Annotated in this window: 17 protein-coding genes; 7 read left to right on the forward strand and 10 right to left on the reverse strand. The window is 55.4% G+C overall.

Going from position 1 to position 19,965, the window contains the following annotated elements; genetic code table 11:
- The first annotated feature begins 7 nt into the window (after positions 1 to 7).
- Positions 8 to 2,050, forward strand: a complete 2,043-nt coding sequence (locus BJP35_RS00455) for an AsmA family protein (protein WP_014172083.1) — start codon at positions 8 to 10, stop codon at positions 2,048 to 2,050.
- Between the two features lie 60 nt (positions 2,051 to 2,110).
- Here BJP35_RS00455 and BJP35_RS00460 read toward each other — a convergent pair whose 3' ends face one another.
- From BJP35_RS00460 to BJP35_RS00470, 3 genes are all read right to left on the reverse strand, one after another.
- Positions 2,111 to 3,433, reverse strand: a complete 1,323-nt coding sequence (locus BJP35_RS00460; RefSeq protein WP_014172082.1) for an MFS transporter — start codon at positions 3,431 to 3,433, stop codon at positions 2,111 to 2,113.
- A gap of 261 nt (positions 3,434 to 3,694) precedes the next feature.
- Entirely contained in the window at positions 3,695 to 4,720 is a 1,026-nt protein-coding gene (gene yhjD, locus BJP35_RS00465) for an inner membrane protein YhjD (protein ID WP_020884492.1), read from the reverse strand.
- A gap of 50 nt (positions 4,721 to 4,770) precedes the next feature.
- Positions 4,771 to 5,670, reverse strand: coding sequence for a LysR family transcriptional regulator (locus BJP35_RS00470; protein WP_014172080.1), 900 nt, complete (start codon positions 5,668 to 5,670; stop codon positions 4,771 to 4,773).
- A gap of 119 nt (positions 5,671 to 5,789) precedes the next feature.
- Between BJP35_RS00470 and BJP35_RS00475 the strand changes: the two genes are divergently transcribed.
- Both BJP35_RS00475 and BJP35_RS00480 read left to right on the forward strand, forming a co-directional pair.
- Positions 5,790 to 6,548, forward strand: a complete 759-nt coding sequence (locus tag BJP35_RS00475) for an SDR family NAD(P)-dependent oxidoreductase (protein ID WP_032679191.1) — start codon at positions 5,790 to 5,792, stop codon at positions 6,546 to 6,548.
- A 173-nt stretch (positions 6,549 to 6,721) separates the two neighbouring features.
- A complete protein-coding gene (locus tag BJP35_RS00480; RefSeq protein WP_047742646.1) occupies positions 6,722 to 7,324 on the forward strand; it encodes a response regulator transcription factor in 603 nt (200 codons plus the stop codon).
- Here the strand turns inward: BJP35_RS00480 and BJP35_RS00485 are convergent.
- Complete coding sequence (locus BJP35_RS00485; RefSeq protein ID WP_014172077.1) at positions 7,303 to 7,641, reverse strand: lysozyme; 339 nt, start codon at positions 7,639 to 7,641, stop codon at positions 7,303 to 7,305. The genes BJP35_RS00480 and BJP35_RS00485 overlap by 22 nt on opposite strands.
- Positions 7,642 to 7,712: 71 nt before the next feature.
- Positions 7,713 to 8,252 carry a GNAT family N-acetyltransferase gene (locus BJP35_RS00490; protein WP_047742644.1) on the reverse strand — a complete coding sequence of 180 codons (540 nt, stop codon included), beginning with the start codon at positions 8,250 to 8,252 and terminating at the stop codon, positions 7,713 to 7,715.
- Between the two features lie 148 nt (positions 8,253 to 8,400).
- On the opposite strand from BJP35_RS00490, the gene BJP35_RS00495 reads away from it, so the two are divergent.
- Positions 8,401 to 9,990, forward strand: a complete 1,590-nt coding sequence (locus BJP35_RS00495) for an STY4199 family HEPN domain-containing protein (protein WP_032679187.1) — start codon at positions 8,401 to 8,403, stop codon at positions 9,988 to 9,990.
- A gap of 60 nt (positions 9,991 to 10,050) precedes the next feature.
- Here BJP35_RS00495 and BJP35_RS00500 read toward each other — a convergent pair whose 3' ends face one another.
- The 3 genes from BJP35_RS00500 to BJP35_RS00510 form a co-directional block, all read right to left on the reverse strand.
- Positions 10,051 to 11,700 carry an alpha,alpha-trehalase gene (locus BJP35_RS00500; protein WP_020884498.1) on the reverse strand — a complete coding sequence of 550 codons (1,650 nt, stop codon included), beginning with the start codon at positions 11,698 to 11,700 and terminating at the stop codon, positions 10,051 to 10,053.
- Between the two features lie 271 nt (positions 11,701 to 11,971).
- Positions 11,972 to 13,324 carry a glutathione-disulfide reductase gene (gene gorA / locus BJP35_RS00505; protein WP_047742642.1) on the reverse strand — a complete coding sequence of 451 codons (1,353 nt, stop codon included), beginning with the start codon at positions 13,322 to 13,324 and terminating at the stop codon, positions 11,972 to 11,974.
- A gap of 71 nt (positions 13,325 to 13,395) precedes the next feature.
- Positions 13,396 to 14,238, reverse strand: a complete 843-nt coding sequence (locus BJP35_RS00510) for a 23S rRNA (adenine(2030)-N(6))-methyltransferase RlmJ (protein ID WP_032679166.1) — start codon at positions 14,236 to 14,238, stop codon at positions 13,396 to 13,398.
- Positions 14,239 to 14,452: 214 nt separating this feature from the next.
- On the opposite strand from BJP35_RS00510, the gene prlC reads away from it, so the two are divergent.
- Together prlC and rsmJ are read left to right on the forward strand one after the other, a co-directional pair.
- Entirely contained in the window at positions 14,453 to 16,495 is a 2,043-nt protein-coding gene (prlC, locus tag BJP35_RS00515) for an oligopeptidase A (protein ID WP_086462852.1), read from the forward strand.
- 7 nt (positions 16,496 to 16,502) lie between these two features.
- A complete protein-coding gene (gene rsmJ / locus BJP35_RS00520) occupies positions 16,503 to 17,264 on the forward strand; it encodes a 16S rRNA (guanine(1516)-N(2))-methyltransferase RsmJ (protein WP_040018266.1) in 762 nt (253 codons plus the stop codon).
- A gap of 86 nt (positions 17,265 to 17,350) precedes the next feature.
- Here the strand turns inward: rsmJ and uspA are convergent, their stop codons facing one another.
- Positions 17,351 to 17,788, reverse strand: a complete 438-nt coding sequence (uspA, locus tag BJP35_RS00525) for a universal stress protein UspA (protein WP_003861223.1) — start codon at positions 17,786 to 17,788, stop codon at positions 17,351 to 17,353.
- Positions 17,789 to 18,071: 283 nt separating this feature from the next.
- Here uspA and uspB point away from each other — a divergent pair, with 283 nt between their 5' ends.
- Positions 18,072 to 18,407 carry a universal stress protein UspB gene (gene uspB, locus BJP35_RS00530; RefSeq protein ID WP_003861224.1) on the forward strand — a complete coding sequence of 112 codons (336 nt, stop codon included), beginning with the start codon at positions 18,072 to 18,074 and terminating at the stop codon, positions 18,405 to 18,407.
- A 54-nt stretch (positions 18,408 to 18,461) separates the two neighbouring features.
- Here uspB and pitA read toward each other — a convergent pair whose 3' ends face one another.
- Complete coding sequence (pitA, locus tag BJP35_RS00535; RefSeq protein ID WP_014172068.1) at positions 18,462 to 19,961, reverse strand: inorganic phosphate transporter PitA; 1,500 nt, start codon at positions 19,959 to 19,961, stop codon at positions 18,462 to 18,464.
- Positions 19,962 to 19,965: the final 4 nt, after the last annotated feature.

Genomic DNA, 19,965 nt, shown 5'->3' on the forward strand with positions numbered 1-19,965 from the left:
GATAACAATGACAAAAACAACCAGGGTAATCGCCTGGACAGCAGGGATTTTATTGTTGTTGATCGTGGTCGCCGTCGTCATTATCGCGACGTTTGACTGGAACCGCCTTAAGCCGACCATCAACCAGAAAGTCTCCACCGAACTCAATCGCCCCTTCGCCATACGCGGCGATCTCGGGGTGGTGTGGGAACGCCAGAAAGAGGAGACCGGCTGGCGAAGCTGGATCCCCTGGCCGCATGTCCACGCCGACGACATCATTCTCGGCAACCCGCCGGATATTCCTGACGTGACAATGGTGCATCTGCCCCGCGTAGAAGCCACGCTGGCCCCGTTAGCGCTACTGACCAAAACGGTTTACCTGCCGTGGATCAAGCTTCAGCAGCCCGATGCGCGCCTGATCCGCCTTTCCGAAAAGAACAACAACTGGACGTTTGATCTCGCCAGCAGCGACGAAAAAGATCCCAATGCGCAGCCCTCATCATGGTCATTCCGTCTCGACAATATTCTCTTCGATCGCGGGCGGATCGCCATCGACGACAAGGTCAGCAAAGCTGATATCGAGATCCTGGTCGATCCGTTGGGCAAACCGCTGCCGTTTAGCGAAGTGACCGGCGCAAAAGCGAAGGGCGATAATGCCAAAGCCGGGGATTATGTTTTCGGCCTGAAGGCCGAAGGGCGCTACAAAGGGCAGCCCCTGACCGGCACTGGCAAAATTGGCGGCATGCTGGCGCTTCGAAGCGACTCGACGCCATTTCCTGTGCAGGGGGATTTCCGCTCCGGGAACACGCGGGTGGCCTTCACCGGGACCGTCAACGACCCTATGAACATGGGGGGCGTTGATCTGCGGCTGAAATTTGCCGGTGATTCGCTGGGTGAACTGTATGAACTCACTGGCGTCCTGCTGCCAGATACGCCACCGTTTGAGACGGACGGGCATCTGGTGGCAAAAATCGACACGGAAAAATCGTCGGTATTTGATTATCGCGATTTCAATGGCCGTATTGGCGACAGCGATATCCATGGCTCGTTGACCTACACCACCGGAAAACCGCGCCCGAAACTGGAAGGCGATGTGGAGTCTCGCCAGCTGCGCCTGGCCGATTTGGGGCCGCTGATCGGGATTGATTCAGGTAAAGGCACGAAATCAAAAGAGGTGAAGAAAGATCGCCAGCCGGCGGGGAAAGTCCTGCCTTACGATCGCTTTGAAACCGATAAGTGGGACGTAATGGATGCGGATGTTCGCTTTAAAGGGGGCAAAATCGAACATGGCAGTACGCTGCCGATCAGCAATCTTTCGACCCATATCCTGCTTAAAAATGCCGATTTACGCCTGCAGCCGCTGAAGTTTGGTATGGCGGGTGGGACCCTCTCATCGAACATTCACCTCGAAGGCGATAAAAAGCCGATGCAGGGGCGTGCCGATATCAAGGCCCGCCGGCTCAAACTGAAAGAGCTGATGCCGAACGTGGAATTGATGCAGAAAACCCTGGGTGAAATGAACGGCGATGCCGATATCCGCGGCGTGGGGAATTCTGTGGCTGCACTGCTCGGGAGCAGTAACGGTAACCTGAAGCTTCTGATGAATGACGGGCTGGTGAGCCGTAACCTGATGGAGATCCTGGGGCTGAACGTCGGGAACTACGTCATCGGGCAAATCTTCGGTGATGATGAGGTGCGGGTGAACTGTGCGGCGGCCAACCTGGATCTGGTCAACGGCGTGGCGCGCCCGCAAATTTTTGCCTTCGATACGGAGAACGCGGTCATCAACGTGACCGGCACTGCCAGTATGGCCTCCGAGCAGCTTGATTTAACCATCGATCCGGAAAGTAAGGGGATTCGTATCATCACCCTGCGTTCGCCGCTCTACGTGCGTGGGACCTTTAAAAATCCGCAGGCGGGTGTGAAACCCGGTCCGCTGATTGCGCGCGGCGCGGTGGCGGCAGCACTCGCGACGCTGGTTACGCCAGCGGCGGCGCTGTTGGCGTTAATTTCGCCGTCAGAAGGGGATGCGAATCAGTGCCGGAACATTTTGTCGCAGATGAAAAAATAACGTACGGCTTTCGGGACCTTTACCCTCTCCCTGGGGGAGAGGGTATCAGGCCGCGGTGAATTACAGAGACTGGTGCTTCGTCTCGTGGGTCAGCAGCAGGGCAATCAGCGTCAACGCTGCCATTGCGGCCAGGTAAACGCCCACGTAGAACAGGCCATAATTTGCCTGCAGCCAGGTGGCGATATAAGGCGCAACGGACGCACCCAGAATAGAGGCAACGTTATAGGAGAACGACGCGCCGGTATAACGCACTTCCGTCGGGAACAGCTCTGGCAGCAGCGCGCCCATCGGGCCGAAGGTCAGGCCCATCAGGCTCAGACCAATGAGCAGGTACGCCATCACCAGCGCAGGGCTACCTGAACCCAGCAGCGGCGGGAAGACGAACAGGGCAAACAGAATGATCAGCGTGGTGATAACAATCATGCTTGAGCGACGACCAAACTTATCCGCCAGCAGGCCGGCAATCGGCACCATGACGCCAAACCCAATGACCGCCATCATCAACATCCACAGCACTTCGTTACGCGGCAGGCCGAGCCCAACCGGCGCGGCGGCGGTGCTGAACGTCATTGAATAGACCGTCATGATATAGAACAGCGTGTAGGTCGCGAGCATGATAAACGTGCCCAGTACCGTCACGCGGACGTGTTTAGTCAGCAGCGTACCCAGCGGCACTTTTACCTGTTTTTTTGCGGCGGCAACTTTAGCGAAAACCGGCGTTTCGTGAAGTGACACGCGGACATACAGGCCAATCAGCACCAGCACGGCGGAGAAGACGAACGGAATACGCCAGCCCCAGCTCATGAACTGTTCGTCCGTCAGCAGCCAGGAGAGCAGCAGGAAAGTCCCGTTCGCAAAGAAGAAGCCAATCGGTGCGCCAAGCTGCGGGAATGAACCGTACAGCGCGCGTTTGCGTGCCGGTGCGTTCTCCGTGGCCAGCAGCGCCGCACCCCCCCATTCACCGCCCAGCCCCAGACCCTGACCAAAACGCGCCAGCGCCAGCAGCATCGGGGCCAGAATACCAATGGTTTCGTAGGTAGGCAGCAAGCCGATAGCGACGGTGGAGATCCCCATCGTCAGCAGCGAGGCCACCAGCGTGACCTTACGGCCGATGCGATCGCCAAAGTGTCCAAACAGGGCAGAGCCAATCGGACGCGCAACAAACGCGATCGCAAAGGTAGCCAGAGACTGCAGCGTGGCTGCCGTCGGGTCACCCTGCGGGAAGAAAATATGCGGGAAGACAATGACCGCTGCGGTGGCATAAATGTAAAAGTCGAAGAACTCAATGGCGGTGCCAATCAGCGAGGCGACGACAACTTTGTTTCGCGAGTTAACCGGCGCGGTTTCCGCACCGGAGTCGAGTGTTGTGGCTGTTGCTTGCATAATATTTTCTTATTTTTAGTCGGACGAAAGGCCATATTACGCACAGCAAAAGCGACATTTCAATCTGTAACAAAGCCGCGCGCTGGTGATAAAAGCAACAAAAAGCGGATAATGTTCAGGCCAGACAAAACACTTCTATGAAATGCTTCACAGTTTTCAGATATCAGCTGATAAAACTGGTTTTTGGTTAAATAAAAGTTACGGACTGGATTTATATGCTGAAATGATGAATCGGGCTGAAGTTTCAGCCCGGGAGAGACGTTATCGGTGTGTTTTACCCGGCATTCGCGGGTCGTCTTTGTACTCGGCGGTGGCAATCCATGCCGCGCAGAACAAGGTCAGGCGGGCGAAGAAGTAGAAGAACGCCATCAGCCCCAGCACCGAGCCAAACGCCGCGCCAGAAGGGGATTTCACCAGCGATGGCAGAGTGTAAGTCATCACAATTTTGATCACTTCAAAGCCTATCGCCGCAATCAATGTGCCGCGGATCAGCGCCTTCTTACGCGGACGATGGCGGGGCAAGCGCCAGAAGATCCAGAAGAACAGCAGATAGTTGGCGAAGATGGAAATAGCCAGTCCAATGCCGCGCCACGCGGGCTTCAGCCATTCGATGTAATCCAGATAGAGCGCAGAGATAATCATCTGCTGCGCCGAACCGGCGACGGAGGTGATGGAGAGCGTCACAATCAGCGCGACGAGCAGGCCAATCAGCGAAACAAAGTCGCGAAGATACTTAACCCAGATTTTCTCCTGGTCCTGAGGCTTACGCTCCCACACCTCGCGCGACTGGGCACGAATGGCCTCGCGGAGGTTGCCCATCCAGTTAATCCCGGAGTAAAGGGCAATCAGCAGACCGACGATACCGACCGTCGTACGTTGCTGTACGGCGGTATTAATGGTGTTTTTGAGCGTGGTGGCGAGGGTCGGATCACTGACGTTATTCAGGATTTTATTGAAGATATCCTGCAGCAGCGTTGGGTGTGACGCGAGCACAAAACCGGCTGCGGCAAAGGACACCATCAGGATCGGGATCATCGATAAAAAAGAGAAATAGGTGATGGCAGCACCAAACTGGTTACCCATGCGGTCATTAAACCGCTCTGTTGCGCGTATCAGGTGCGCAATCATGGGGAACTGCTGTATCCGCTCTGCCAGGCTGGTGACAGTCCCCAGCGCTTTGCTGGCGGTGCCTGGCATTTTTACTTCTTCGGGCCCGGTTTCCATCTTCTGGATGGGTTCGTAATCTAAATGTTGGGTAGGTCGTTGCGGGTTGTTTTCCGGCGTCACGCGACTTTTCCTTTTCGTTTGGCTGGATGTTATTGAATTATAGCTTGCGACTAATCCACGTAAGCTTTTGTGAGTGCAGTAAGCCACTCCATAAACAGATGTACCCGACGGGAGAGGTTGCGCCGGTGGGGATAAATCAGCGATACCGGCATCGGTTCCGCCCGGTACTGCGGGAGAACTTCAATCAACTTCCTGGTGCGCAGAGCGTCACGCACGCCAACGCGCGGCACCTGGATAATACCCAGTCCGGCGATGCACGCCGCCTGATACGTTTCTGTGCTGTTGACGGTTAAGACCCCGCCCGTCTTCACCCACTGCGTCGACGTGCCGTTATAAAATTCAAAGCCCTGGGGACGTGTTCCCAGCGTGGCGGCATAGTGAATGACGGCGTGTGAACCCAAATCTTCCAGCGTTTCCGGATAGCCAAAACGCGTGACATAATCCGGGCTGGCGCAGTTAATCACCGACAGCTTGCCCAGCGGGCGGGCGATAAGTCCCGAGTCTTTGAGCGCGCCGACGCGTACCACACAATCAAACCCTTCACGAATAACATCCACCAGGCGATCGCTGCTGCTAAGTTCCAGCTCGATGCCCGGATATTGCTGCAGAAAAGCAGGCAGTTTGGGGATGACTAAATTTCGAGCAACGCTGACGGGCATATCCACGCGTAACCGACCGCTGATGGTGGAGGGGTCATGCTGGAACATACCGTCCAGTTCATCCAGGTTTGTCAGAAGATCTTTTGCCCGCTCGTAATACACCATGCCGTCCTGCGTCAGGCTTACGCGACGCGTGGTTCGGTGCAATAGCTGGGTTCCCAGTCGGTTTTCCAGCGCCTGAATTTGCCGCGAAACACTGCCTTTCGGCAGCGTCAGTGACTCCGCCGCCCGGGAAAAACTCTCCAGTTCCGCGACACGAACAAACAGCTGCATTGCGTGAATTTTATCCATAGACGAAGCTCATTGTTGTTGCAATTGAAACAGTGAAGCGCTCTGCGACATCTTTATTGATCTTCTATCACCTAATAAGCTCTTTCTCAATCTCCACAACAGTCAAAACGAGGTTTCTTATGTCTGAACGTATTGCATTAGTCACAGGGGGTAGCCGTGGCCTGGGTAAAAACGCGGCCTTAAAGCTGGCAGCAGACGGAACGGGAATTATCCTGACCTATAACCGAAGCCAACAGGACGCGCTGGATGTTGTGCGCGAAATTCAGCAAAAAGGCGTTAACGCGGCCGCATTGCAGCTCAACGTCGGCGATGTTGCCAGTTTCGACCTTTTTGCCGGTCAGCTTCAGGAAATCCTTAATACCGTATGGCAGCGTGAAACCTTTGATTATTTATTAAACAACGCCGGGACGGGCTTGTACGCGCCCTATGCCGAGACAACGGAAGCCCAGTTTGATGAGGCGCTGAATATCCATTTCAAAGGGCCTTTTTTCCTGACGCAGCGTTTGCTTCCCTTGCTGAACGACGGTGGGCGGATCCTGAACGTCTCCAGCGGGCTGGCCCGTTTTACGCAACCCGGTTCCGGCACCTATGCGGCAATGAAAGGGGCGATGGAAGTGCTGACCCGCTACCAGGCGAAAGAGCTGGGCGCGCGCGGCATCTCCGTCAATATCATTGCTCCCGGTGCGATAGAAACCGACTTTGGCGGCGGACGCGTGCGTGACAACGCGCAGCTTAATCAGATGCTGGCATCGCAGACGGCGCTCGGGCGCGTAGGGCTGCCGGATGATATCGGTGATGCCATTGCGGCGCTGCTCAGCGATAAACTGGGCTGGATGAATGCGCAACGTATTGAAGTATCAGGCGGTATGTTCCTGTGATGTCTTCGCTTAAGGGGATGGAACCTCTTAAGGAAATCCTCAAATTGAATGTGTCCAGATCCTGGGAGATATAAATAACACTGGTGGATTTGTAACGTCTCCGTTCATTGAGTTTTTTCTTAAATAATGCCTCTGTAGAATCTCCCTTCGCGACTCTCAGAGGGAGAAAAACGATGCGGGTAATTATGTTTGACAGGCAGTCCCTGTTTATTCACGGAGCGATACACAGTCTTCAGAAATTAATTCCGGAAATAAATATTACGGGAAGCTGTCAGGCAGAAGATTTATGGGCGCAAATTTCAGCGTCACCCTCGGCTATCGTCATGATTGACGGGAATTTAATTGAGGATGAGGGGATCGCCTGGTTGGAAGCGATCATGCAGCGTTTTCCGACGATACGCGTGGTAATGGTTCTGGCTAAAAAAGAGGCCCGATGGGTTGAGCAATTGCTGCAGCGAAACGTGATGGCCATTATTCCCCGCAATGCGCACCCGGAGCGCTTTTCCGCGGTGCTGGATTCGGTCTCCCGAGGAATGGTGTGCTTCCCCGGTGAGTGGGTGAGGCAACCGTCGGCGCCGCAGGCGTTATTATCCTTAAGCGAACGCCAGCGCGAAGTCCTGAAATTACTGGCGGCGGGGGAGTCCAACAAAGAGATCGGACGCAATCTCAACATCAGCGCCGCCACGGTGAAAGCGCACCTGGAAGCGCTTTTCCGCCGCCTGGAGGTGAAAAACAGAACCCAGGCCGCGATGTACTATACCCGGGCGACGGCCTGAAGAATTGCGGTCGGGAGTGAGGTCGTCTCACCGAAACTGAGCATCATCAACACCAGCGCGTCGTGCTGCTGTTGGGTTAACGGGCGTTTAAATTTTTCCCGCAGCAGCGTTTCGCACAGCTGAATATCATCGTGAAGTAAATATTCAGCCTGTAGCGGCGTGATAAGACGCTGAAAACATTCGCCCTGGCGAATAACATGGCCATAGCCAATAACCCATAAACCGTTTTCATCACGATATTTCTCCAGAGAAAGCCCCTGGTGTTTTTTTATTAACGCAATGGCGGCAGAAGATATCTTCAGCGCATGACCTTTCATATTCGTTTCCTCTTAATGGCAATATTGTAGAGTAAACGACGCACGCGAAATATCCGCCAAATGGCTATAGATCAGGAATGATTGCTGAGATATTCCTGCTTCAATAAACCGAACAGCCAGTCATTATGCCATTGTCCGCCAAGATAATAACTCTCGCGTAACTCGCCCTCCAGACGAAAGCCCGTTTTTTCCAGCAGGCGTCTGGAGGCGATATTCCCCGCCGTGACGGTGGCGGTGAGGCGGCGGATGCCGCCCTGATGAAAGGCGTAACCGCACAGCGCCTGCAGCGATTCGAAGCCGTAACCTTTCCCCTGGGCCGCAGGTGCAAAAAGAAAACCCACTTCCGCGCAATCGTCATCGCGATGAATATAACCGGTGACGCCGAGCGGTACGCCGGAGGTGGCGTCACGCACAACGAGGCAAAGCCAGTGCGCGCTGCCCGGCGTCCAGGGCGTCAGACGAGATTCGAACGCCTCGCGGATCGCCTCCACGGGGCGATCTTCCGCGACAAAACGCATCACCTCGGGGTCGTGCTGTAACGCCAGGAAAAAGGTCCAGTCAAGGTCTTGCAGCGGCGAACAGATAAGACGCGATGTCGTTAAGACAGGCATTCAGATTCTCCTGAAACATTTAAAATGATTTTCGTGGTGTCACTTTATTTCAACAGAAAGTCAGGTATGGTTAACCTCGTATAAATAAAAAGAAAAACGGCCATTACGGGCCCATTCTGGTTGTCTTCGTTGTCGCTTAAGGAAAACAATGACTCTCAGCACAGCACACCCTATCCGCGAACAGTTCGAACACTGTCTGGCGGTTATTCGCCAGGCCTCGGTTGAAATTTTACTTCTCCTGAATGTACATGTTTCTGAGGGAAAAGATCCACGCTGGTTTCTGGAACAACTGGACAGCGCGCGTTTAGGCCTGGGGGGCTGGAATGCGGTTGCGAAGACGCTCAATTTGAATGACGCGGAGATGTCCGAATTCACGCTGCAATTGCGTCTGCTTCAGCAGCGTGTTCCTCAGTACGAAAGCGGTCAGGATGTCAGTGAAAACCAGCTGATTGCCGCGATGCGGTTTGTGACCACGCTGGAGCACCTTCGTTTGCAACAGCCTCTTCTGACCTACAGCACCGAAGTGGCGCCTGGCAGTGAACTCCAGCAACAACAGGCGCACAAGCAGGTACGTACGATTGAGTTGATGATAAAAGGGCTCATCCAGCAGGCCTGGCCCGATCAGGTGCGGCTGAATAACCATCTTAAAACCCTGTTTAACGCGGACCGCGTGCGGCGCTGGCTGAAGCTTGGTGACATCAATGATGTGCTGAGCGGCATGATGTTCAGTGAGCTGGCACAGATGCTGGTGGATAAAAAAGAGTTCAGCCGCTACTACGCCTCGCTGTTTAGCGATCCGTCAATGCTCACGCTGATGGTGGAACCGCGGAAAACCCTGCAAACCTTCCTCGATGATATTCGGCAAATCCGCAACAATATTACCGTGCAGAAGGCGTTAAGTTCGGCGCAAATCCAGCTGCTGGATAACTACTACACGCAGATCACCCGACCGGTTCAACGTGCTTTTGAAGAGGGGAGAACCCGCGTCAACCCGGCCGGACTGATGGCGGTGGATGCCAGCGAGCTACATGCTTTCTGGGAAAAGGCGCAGAAAATGGATCGTGTGACCGGCGGGGATCTCTTTGAGGTTCGTGACACGATTGAAAAACCGACCCAGCGCGCACCGCGCACGCCAGAACAGCGTGAGCAGCTTATTTCCGGCGCGTTATGGGGGGCGGTTGGCGTGATGGTGATTGCCATTGTGGCGGGCGGCTTCTGGCTGGTAACCAGCAGTAAACCCCAGCCTGCAGCCGGGAACGTTGCAGAAACGGCCCAGCCTCAGGAGATGCGCGAAACCCCGTCCTCGCGCGAGACGCTGTCGCGTATGGGCGTGACCTGGGACGAGAATAATTTCCGCTCGGCGATTAACCGCAATGATACCCGGGTGGCACTGCTGTTTTTGCAGGGAGGGATGGACTGGAAGCTCTCCTGGACGGAAGAGGCGATGTCGGCTGACTATGACGACGTTCTGGAGCTGATGTTGCGCTACCGACAGAACATGGTGGAACAGAAGCCGTGCCGGCGCTTTATCAACACGCTCAGCCATGCCATGTCGAATGGCGAGTCCCTGACGTCAATGCGTAAACAGTATCTGAAGGCGTTTTGCACCGTGCCTGCCGTGGTGAAGCGCCAGCAGCATGATCTGGATTTGGCGACGCGTCGGGCACAATCACAGCCGGATGCCACCACAAAAAAATGGCAGTCCATACAGACCGCCATTTATGAAGTGATTCGTTAATCCTGTCTTCTCCCTCTCCCGGCAGGAGAGGGATGGATACGGGCATCAGACCGCAGAAGGTCACGGCTCCCCATACAACCCTATCAACCGCCGTACCACGCCGTTAGTCCAGCCGAAGCCATCCTGCAGCGGGTACTCACCCCCGCCCCCTTCGCGCGGCGTACTGCTGGCGATGTGATATTTCTCAATCAGCTTATGGTGGGCTTTATAGAAATGATTCACCGTCTGCAGCCAGCTCCAGGCAATCTCATCGCCCAGCGAGTCATTGCCGTACTGTTTGAAGCCCTGAATCGCCATCCACTGCAGCGGCGCCCAGCCGTTGGGTTTATCCCACTGCTCGCCGGTTTCGTACTCGGTGGCCAGAATCCCGCCCGGCGTCAGCAGACGTGCTTTTACCGCATCCGACAAGCGTTCAGCCTGCTCGTGGGTCGCCATGCCAACGTACAGCGGCACAATGCTCGCCGCTGAGAACAGCGCCATGACCTCGCGGCGCCAGTCGTAGTCACGGTAACAGCCATTCTCGTCATCCCACAGATACCGGTTCACCGCGGCGCGGCGATCGCTGGCTTTCTGGCGGAACAGTTCCGCGGTCTCTTTATCCCCTTTCGATGCCGAAATATTGGCGATCGCGCTTTCCAGTTTGAACAGGAACGCGTTCAAATCGATAGGGATAAACTGCGTGGTGCGGATGCTGGCAAGTCGGCCAGGCTCCCGCAGCCAGCGCGAGGAGTAATCCCAGCCGGAGGCCGCGCCTGCGCGCAAATCGCGATAAACCTCATTCGGCGGACGGCCAGAGTGACGGGCGGTTTCCACATCCTCAATCCATGATTCATCACGCGGCGTGTCACGGTCGTCCCAGTAGCGGTTTAACAGCGAGCCATCCGGCATACGCACCGCGCTGCGATAGGCCTGATTAAGCAGCAGCGATTCGGCCCCGTCCATCCAGAAGGCATGCTCCATTTTGAGGTGTTCAAGGTAGCGCTTTGCACCGCGCACACCATCCTCTTCAAACAGCTCCACCATCAGGGCAAATACCGGCGGCTGGGAGCGGCTGAGATAATAGGTACGGTTACCGTTCGGGATATGGCCGTAGCGTTCAATCAACCACGCGAAGTTATCCGCCATACATTTCAGCAGATCGTTACGTCCGCTCTCTGCCAGACCCAGCATGGAGAAGTAGGAATCCCAGTAATAGGTCTCACTAAAACGCCCGCCGGGCACGATATAGGCCTGCGGCAGCGCCAGCAGAGAAGACCAGGGGATGTGGTCCTGCGGCTCGCGCGTCAGCACGGGCCACAGGCTGTCAATGTGCTCTTTTAGCGACAGGCCGGGGTCGGAGACATATTCCGTGGTATAGGTCTCTGGCAGCCAGAAGTGGTTCTCCACGAACCGGCGCAGGTCGAAATCCCGGTGGCGCCTGACCTTGCGATAGCGGATCAGAATATCCAGAGGATCCATCTTCGGGGCACAGTCGGGGAAGGTTTTGCTGTCCGCAAACAGCCGTGTCGACTGCACGTGCTCGAACAGTTCCAGATAGCGATCGGCGGGCGTCAGAGCATCAGAGGCGGGTAGCCCCTCAATCATTTCGGGTTCCGGCTCCGCCTCAATCATTTCATCCAGTTTTAACTCGCAGGGATCGGTCTCGTAGCGCAGCTCTTCTGCAATCTCGAACTCGATGTTCTCGGCAGCCTGTAGTTTCTGGTTGAACATGGCGATAAGGACCTCCGGTTGTGTGTTCAAAATAACAGTTTTTTCCGGGCGTCTTATAAGCGTAGACATTCGCTTCGGTGTTGGCTGAGGGAAATGTGCGGTTGATCACGTTTTTAAACGCGAGGTATTTGCGGAGTTAAAACAGTAATTGCCTGAAAAATAAAGGCTAAAAGGGATTTTTAGACAGATCTATGGGGCAAATAATTCAGAGCATTCGTTGTGCAACGATTTATGTCTGAAACAAACGCCCCTCCGCAGAGGGGCATTTTGCTTAACGCATGGTGACAAATTCTTCGGCCGCTGTCGGGTGGATCGCAACGGTGTTATCGAAGTCTTTCTTGGTGGCACCCATTTTCAGCGCCACGGCGAAGCCCTGCAGGATCTCGTCCATGCCAAAGCCAATGCCGTGGATACCGACAATCTTCTCTTCCGGACCCACGCAGACCAGCTTCATGCGGCATGGCTGACGGTGAGAGGTGACGGCGGTATACATCGCGGTGAACGCGGATTTATACACTTTCACCTGGTCGTCGCCATACTGCTCGCGCGCCTGGGGTTCTGTTAAGCCCACTGTGCCGATTGGCGGGTGGCTGAAGACCACGGTCGGAATGTTTCTGTAGTCCAGATGCTCTTCCGGTTTGTTGTTAAACAGACGCTCAGAGAGGCGACGGCCCGCGGCAACCGCAACCGGCGTCAGTTCGACCGCACCGGTGTTATCGCCCACCGCGTAAATGCCCGGAACGCTGGTGTTCTGGAATTTATCGACAACGATGTACCCTTTCTCATCGGTTTTAACGCCCGTCGCCGCCAGGTTGAAGTTGTCGTTAGCCGGTTCACGACCAATCGCCCAGATCAGGCAATCCACGGTCTGGCTACGGCCATCTTCCAGCTCAAGCGTCAGGCTACCGTCTGCATTTTTCACGACCGCTTTTGGAACGGCGTGGGTGTGCAGCGTTGGGCCTTCGGTATTCATCACTTCGACCAGCGTATCGACGATCAGCGGGTCAAAGTTGCGCAGCGGCGCGTGTTTACGCACGAACAGGTGCGTTTCTGCGCCCAGGCCATTAATCACACCGGCCAGTTCTACGGCGATGTATCCCGCGCCCACCACGGCAACACGTTCTGGCAGAGCAGGCAGCTCGAAGAAACCGTCGGAGTCGATACCGTATTCCACACCGGGAATATCCGGGTGGCTCGGACGCCCGCCGGTCGCGATCAGGATGTGATCGGCAGTGATCGTCTCACCGTTAACGTCGATCGTCTTCGCATCAACAAAGCGCGCAAAACCATGAATAACATCGACGTTGTTCTTGCCCAGCACATTGTCGTACGAGGTATGAATACGGTCGATATAGGCAGTACGGCTGGCGATCAGCTTGTTCCAGTCAAAGTTATTGATGGTGGTGTCAAAGCCGTAATCCGGGCCATACATATGGATTGCTTCACGGATTTGGGCCGCATGCCACATCACTTTCTTCGGTACACAACCCACGTTGACGCAGGTGCCGCCCAGCGCTTTGGCTTCGATCAGCGCACATTTCTGGCCATACATGGCCGCGCGGTTGATGGAGGCGATGCCGCCGCTGCCGCCGCCGATTGCGATGTAGTCATAATGCTTAGTCATAGCTTTTATCCTTAATCGTGAATTGCCGCGATTGTATACCTGAAATCAATAGTTTCCACCGATGACTGCGATTACTCCGGCACGATCCAACTGACGGTGGCATGGCCCGTTCCGGCCGGCACCAGCGTCTTGTGCAGCCACGGCAGCACGTTGTTCATCTGCGCTTCGAGCTTCCATGGCGGGTTGATCACAATCATGCCGGAAGCGGTCATGCCGCGCTGGTCGCTGTCCGGGCGCACGGCCAGTTCAATTTGCAGCATTTTGCGGATACCGGTCGCTTCCAGGTCTTTGATCATGCGTTTAATTTGCGCACGCAGCACCACCGGATACCACAGGGCATAGGTGCCCGTCGCAAAGCGTTTGTAGCCGTCGTTAATACCGCTCACTACCGCCTGATAGTCGGTTTTGATCTCATAAGGCGGGTCGATCAGCACCAGACCGCGACGGGATACCGGCGGCAGTTTGGCCTTCAGCTGCTGGTAGCCATCCGCCTTTTCCACACGGGCGCGGCTGTCTTTCTGGAATTCAGAACGCAGCAGCGGGAAGTCGCTTGGGTGCAGTTCGGTCAGCTGAAGGCTGTCCTGCTCGCGCAGCAGCTGGCGGGCAATCAACGGCGAGCCAGGGTAGTAGCGCAGCTGGCCGTTGCGGTTAAAATGATTCACCACACCAATGTAGGGCTCCAGCTCTGCCGGCAGGTCGTCCTGCTGCCAGATGCGGGCGATCCCTTCCAGGTATTCCCCGGTGCGTTCGGCATGTTCGCCGCTCAGCTGATAACGTCCCGCGCCCGCGTGGGTGTCCAGATAGAGAAACGGTTTATCTTTCTCTTTAAGTGATTCAATGATCAGGCTCTGAACGGTGTGTTTAAGGACGTCGGCGTGGTTGCCTGCGTGAAAGCTGTGGCGATAACTGAGCATGAATGATTGTGTTCCAGGTAGTAAACGTAGGCCTGATAAGCGTAGCGCCATCGGGCAAAAATAGAGCGTATCGCCACAGTATACAGAAAAGTTTATCCTGCCGCGAAAGCGCAACGTCTGGCATTGAAATCCTCTACACTTATCCCCATTCTAGATCGCATATGCACAGCGCCGGATGCGCGCTTCATTCATCATATTCAACAGGACAGCGTTTATGACCAATCCATTACTGACGCCTTTTTCGTTGCCACCGTTTTCTAAAATCCTCCCTGAGCATGTGGTTCCAGCCGTAACACAGGCGCTGGACAACTGCCGAGCGGCGGTAGAAAGCGTGGTGGCGCAGGGCGCGCCGTACACCTGGGAAAATCTGTGTCAGCCGCTGGCCGAAGTGGATGACGTGCTGGGACGCCTCTTCTCCCCGGTAAGCCATCTGAATTCAGTGAAAAACAGCCCGGAACTCCGTGAAGCGTATGAACAAACCCTGCCGTTGCTCTCTGAGTACAGCACCTGGGTTGGTCAACACGAGGGGCTGTACAAAGCCTATCGCGACCTGCGCGATGGCGACCACTATGCCGAACTCAATACCGCGCAGAAAAAATCGGTCGATAACGCTCTGCGTGATTTCGAACTCTCCGGCATTGGTTTGCCGAAAGAGAAACAGACCCGTTACGGTGAAATTGCGGCCCGTCTGTCTGAGCTGGGCAACCAGTACAGCAACAACGTGCTGGACGCGACCATGGGCTGGACGAAGCTGATTACCGACGAAGCCGAGCTGGCCGGTATGCCGGAAAGCGCGCTGGCGGCGGCGAAAGCGCAGGCCGAAGCGAAAGAGCAGGAAGGCTTCCTCTTAACCCTGGACATCCCGAGCTACCTGCCGGTCATGACCTACTGCGACAATCAGGCGCTGCGCGAAGAGATGTACCGTGCGTACAGCACCCGCGCTTCCGATCAGGGTCCGAATGCCGGTAAGTGGGATAACAGCCCGGTGATGGCTGAAATCCTCGCGCTGCGTCACGAGCTGGCACAGCTGCTGGGCTTTGAGAGCTACGCCTCCAAATCCCTCGCCACCAAAATGGCGGAAAATCCACAGCAGGTCCTCGATTTCCTGACTGACCTGGCGAAACGTGCGCGTCCGCAGGGCGAGAAAGAGCTGGCACAGCTGCGCGCCTTCGCGAAAGCGGAATACGGTGTCAACGAGCTGCAGCCGTGGGATATCGCCTGGTACAGCGAAAAACAGAAACAGCACCTTTACAGCATCAGCGATGAGCAGCTGCGCCCTTACTTCCCGGAAAACAAAGCCGTTAACGGCCTGTTTGAAGTGGTTAAACGCATTTACGGGATCACCGCCAAAGAACGTACCGACATCGACGTCTGGAATCCGGACGTGCGCTTCTTCGAACTGTATGACGAGAAGAACGAGCTGCGCGGGAGCTTCTACCTGGATCTGTACGCTCGCGAGAACAAACGCGGCGGTGCATGGATGGATGATTGCGTCGGGCAGATGCGTAAAGCGGACGGCTCCCTGCAGAAGCCGGTGGCGTACCTGACCTGTAACTTCAACCGTCCGGTGAATGGCAAACCTGCGCTGTTTACCCATGACGAAGTGATTACCCTGTTCCACGAGTTCGGCCACGGCCTGCACCATATGCTGACCCGTATCGAAACCGCAGGCGTTGCCGGTATCAGCGGTGTGCCATGGGATGCGGTCGAACTGCCAAGCCAGTTTATGGAAAACTGGTGCTGGGAGCCGGACGCGCTGGCGTTCATCTCCGGCCATTACGAAACCGGCGAACCGCTGCCGAAAGAACTGCTGGATAAAATGCTGGCGGCGAAAAACTACCAGGCGGCGATGTTTATCCTGCGCCAGCTGGAGTTCGGCCTGTTCGACTTCCGTCTGCACGCCGAGTTTAGTCCGGAGCAGGGGGCGAAAATCCTCGAGACGCTGGCCGAGATCAAAAAGCAGGTCGCCGTTATTCCTGGCCCAACATGGGGCCGCTTCCCGCACGCGTTCAGCCATATCTTCGCGGGCGGCTATGCGGCAGGCTATTACAGCTACCTGTGGGCCGACGTGCTGGCGGCGGATGCGTTCTCTCGCTTTGAAGAAGAGGGCATTTTCAACCGTGAAACCGGCCAGTCGTTCCTTGATAACATCCTGACGCGCGGCGGTTCTGAAGAGCCAATGGTGCTGTTCAAACGCTTCCGTGGCCGCGAGCCGCAGCTGGATGCGATGCTTGAGCACTACGGAATTAAAGGCTAACCGTTACGTGAAGATCTGTTTAGTCGATGAAACAGGCGCCGGAGACGGCGCCTTATCTGTTCTGGCCGCCCGCTGGGGGCTGGAGCATGATGATGAAAACCTGATGGCGCTGGTGATGACGCCGGCGCATCTGGAATTACGTAAGCGTGACGAACCCAGGCTCGGCGGGATATTTGTCGATTTTGTGGGGGGCGCCATGGCGCACCGGCGCAAGTTCGGCGGCGGTCGCGGTGAAGCGGTTGCCAAAGCGGTTGGCGTCAAAGGAAGCTATCTTCCGGACGTGGTGGATGCCACGGCGGGTTTAGGGCGCGATGCGTTTGTCCTGGCCTCGGTAGGGTGTCACGTGCGGATGCTGGAGCGCAATCCGGTCGTGGCCGCGCTGCTCGACGACGGGCTGACGCGCGGCTATGCCGACCCGGAGATTGGACTGTGGCTGCAGGCGCGCTTGCAGTTGATTCACGCCTCCAGCCTGACGGCGCTGACCGATATCACTCCGCGTCCGCAGGTGGTCTACCTCGACCCGATGTTCCCGCATAAGCAGAAAAGCGCGCTGGTGAAGAAAGAGATGCGGGTGTTCCAGTCGCTGGTCGGACCGGATTTAGACGCGGATGGTTTGCTGGCGCCTGCTCGTCAGCTAGCCACGAAGCGCGTGGTGGTGAAACGCCCGGACTATGCGCCGCCGCTGGCGGACGTGGCCACGGCCAATGCGGTGGTTACCAAAGGGCACCGGTTTGATATTTATTCGGGGACGCCGGAACAGGAAGGTTAGGGTGTGCAGTTTGATGCTGTCACCCCAACCCGCGCTGGAAAGAGGCTCGAACGGTTCCCTCTCCCTTTGGGAGAGGGAAAGCAGACTTACTCGTCTTCTTCGTCACGCAGTGGAACAATCAGCATATCCACATGAACGGTGTTAATCAGCTGACGCGCTGAAGACATCAGCTTGCTCCAGAAGTCCTGGTGGTGACCACAAACGACCAGGTCCATATCGTATTTCTTAATCGCATCAACCAGCACCTGACCCAGATCGCCGCTGCCGCTTAAGGTTTCGGTGATAGGGTAGCCCGCGTTGGTGGACAGTTCGCTCAGGGCGTGGTGTGTCTCTTCAGAGATGCGTTTCTGCATATCACCGAGATTGACGTCAATCAGACCGGTATAGAGGTCGGAGTAATTCACATCAACGTGGATAAGAGAAACTTTCGCGTTGTAAGGGCGTGCCATGGATACCGCTTTATCAACCAGCACTTTACTCTCCGGAGAGAGGTCTACCGCGATGAGAATGTGTTTGTAAGCCATAGTGTTACTCCTTCCTTAAGTTATCGATGACTAAATGGAAAAGCCGTCGTCTGATGCTTTCATTACGGCCCAGTAAAACATATTTTTCAAGCTTTGGTGTTGATAACGATTAACCTTGTGGCAAAAAAATTAACGGATCTCCTACACTATTTAATGAGCCGTTCGGATATTAAAACGCGAACCGGATCGACTTTTGTTCATTCTTTCACTGAACTGTCTGTCAGGGCACTGGAGTGCGGTAGCTCAGAGGCCTTGCTTCGTGGGCGTACGCCGGGGAGGATGTATGATTAGCACCGTCGCATTGTTTTGGGCGTTATGCGTGGTTTGCATAGTGAATATGGCGCGCTACTTCTCATCGTTACGTGCGCTGTTAGTGGTACTTCGTGGTTGCGATCCGTTGCTTTATCAGTATGTGGACGGTGGAGGGTTCTTCACCTCGCACGGACAGCCCAGCAAGCAGATGCGTCTGGTAGGGTATATCTATTACCAGCGCTATCGCGATCACCACGATGAAGAGTTTATTCGCCGTTGCGAGCGTCTTCGCCGTCAGTTCATTTTAACCAGCGCCCTGTGTGGTCTGGTTGTGGTCAGCATGATTGCCTTGATGATTTGGCACTGAGCATAAAAAAAGCGGGTCAGTTTCCTGACCCGCTTTTTTATCGCGTTCTGCCGATTAGATAAGCTTCAGCGAAATCCAGTACAACCCACCCGACAGCAGGATAGAGGCCGGAAGGGTAAATACCCAAGCCATCAGAATGTTGGTCACGGTTTTGCGTTGCAGACCGCCGCCGTCAACAATCATGGTCCCTGCCACGGAAGAGGAGAGTACGTGGGTGGTCGAAACTGGCATACCGGTATAGCTCGCCAGACCGATTGAAACCGCCGCCGTCATCTGCGCGGACATACCCTGCGCATACGTCATGCCTTTCTTACCGATCTTCTCGCCGATGGTGGTCGCCACACGACGCCAGCCAATCATCGTACCGATACCGAGAGCCAGTGCGACAGCCATGATGATCCAGATTGGCGCGTACTCAATAGTATTGAGCATATCGCCTTTCAGTTTCTTCAGCAGACGCTGGTCGTCAGCATTCACTTCTGGCAGCTTCGCCACTTTATCCGTGACATCAGAGATGCACAGCATAATGCGACGCAGTTGACCACGTTGCTCAACGGACAGTTTGTCGTAGCTTTCGATATTACCCAGCATGCCTTTGGCACGTTCCAGCGCGTTAATCGCGTTTGCCGGATGGCAGTGGAATTCGCCCGGCGCAGTGGTAGCGCCTGCTTCAGGAGAAGGGATCAACTGGTCAACGCCGGTTGCCTTCTTCAGCAGCTCAGGGTGTTGCTGGAAATAGATTTCAACATTGTTCACCGCATCACGGGTACGGGTGATTTCGTAACCGGAGGCGTTCATGTTAACCACGAATCCCGCCGGTGCGACGCCAATCAGTACCAGCATTACCAGACCAATGCCTTTCTGACCGTCGTTCGCGCCGTGAGAGAAGGCAACGCCGATAGCGGAAAGGATCAGGGCAATCCGCGTCCAGAATGGCGGCTTTTTCTTGCCGTCTTTCTTCTCACGCTCTGCCGGTGTCAGGTGAATACGGGAGCGTTTTTTCGTATTGCTCCAGTAACGACGCAGGATGAAAATCAATCCGCCTGCGACCACCAGACCCACGATAGGGGAGACAATCAGTGAGGCGAAAATTCCCAGCACTTTCGGGATGTTTAACGCATCAACAACCGAGGTACCGGTCATGAGGGCATTCGTTAACCCAATACCGATAATCGCGCCGATGAGGGTGTGAGAACTGGATGCAGGCAGGCCGAAATACCAGGTACCGAGGTTCCAGATAATTGCAGCAAGCAGCATTGAGAACACCATAGCGAGGCCATGGCCAGAACTAACGTTGAGAAGCAGATCCGTTGGCAACATATGCACGATCGCATATGCAACGCTCAGTCCACCCAGAAGAACACCAAAAAAGTTAAATACCGCCGCCATAACAACCGCGAGCTGCGATCGCATTGCGCGAGTGTAGATAACCGTTGCTACTGCGTTTGCAGTGTCGTGGAAGCCGTTGATCGCTTCGTAAAACAGTACAAAAACCAGAGCAAGCAATAATAAAAGCCCGGTATGTAAATCCAGGCCAGCAAACAAATGTAGCATAGGA

It is taken from the genome of Enterobacter sp. J49 (assembly GCF_002148625.1).
Taxonomy (GTDB): domain Bacteria; phylum Pseudomonadota; class Gammaproteobacteria; order Enterobacterales; family Enterobacteriaceae; genus Enterobacter; species Enterobacter ludwigii.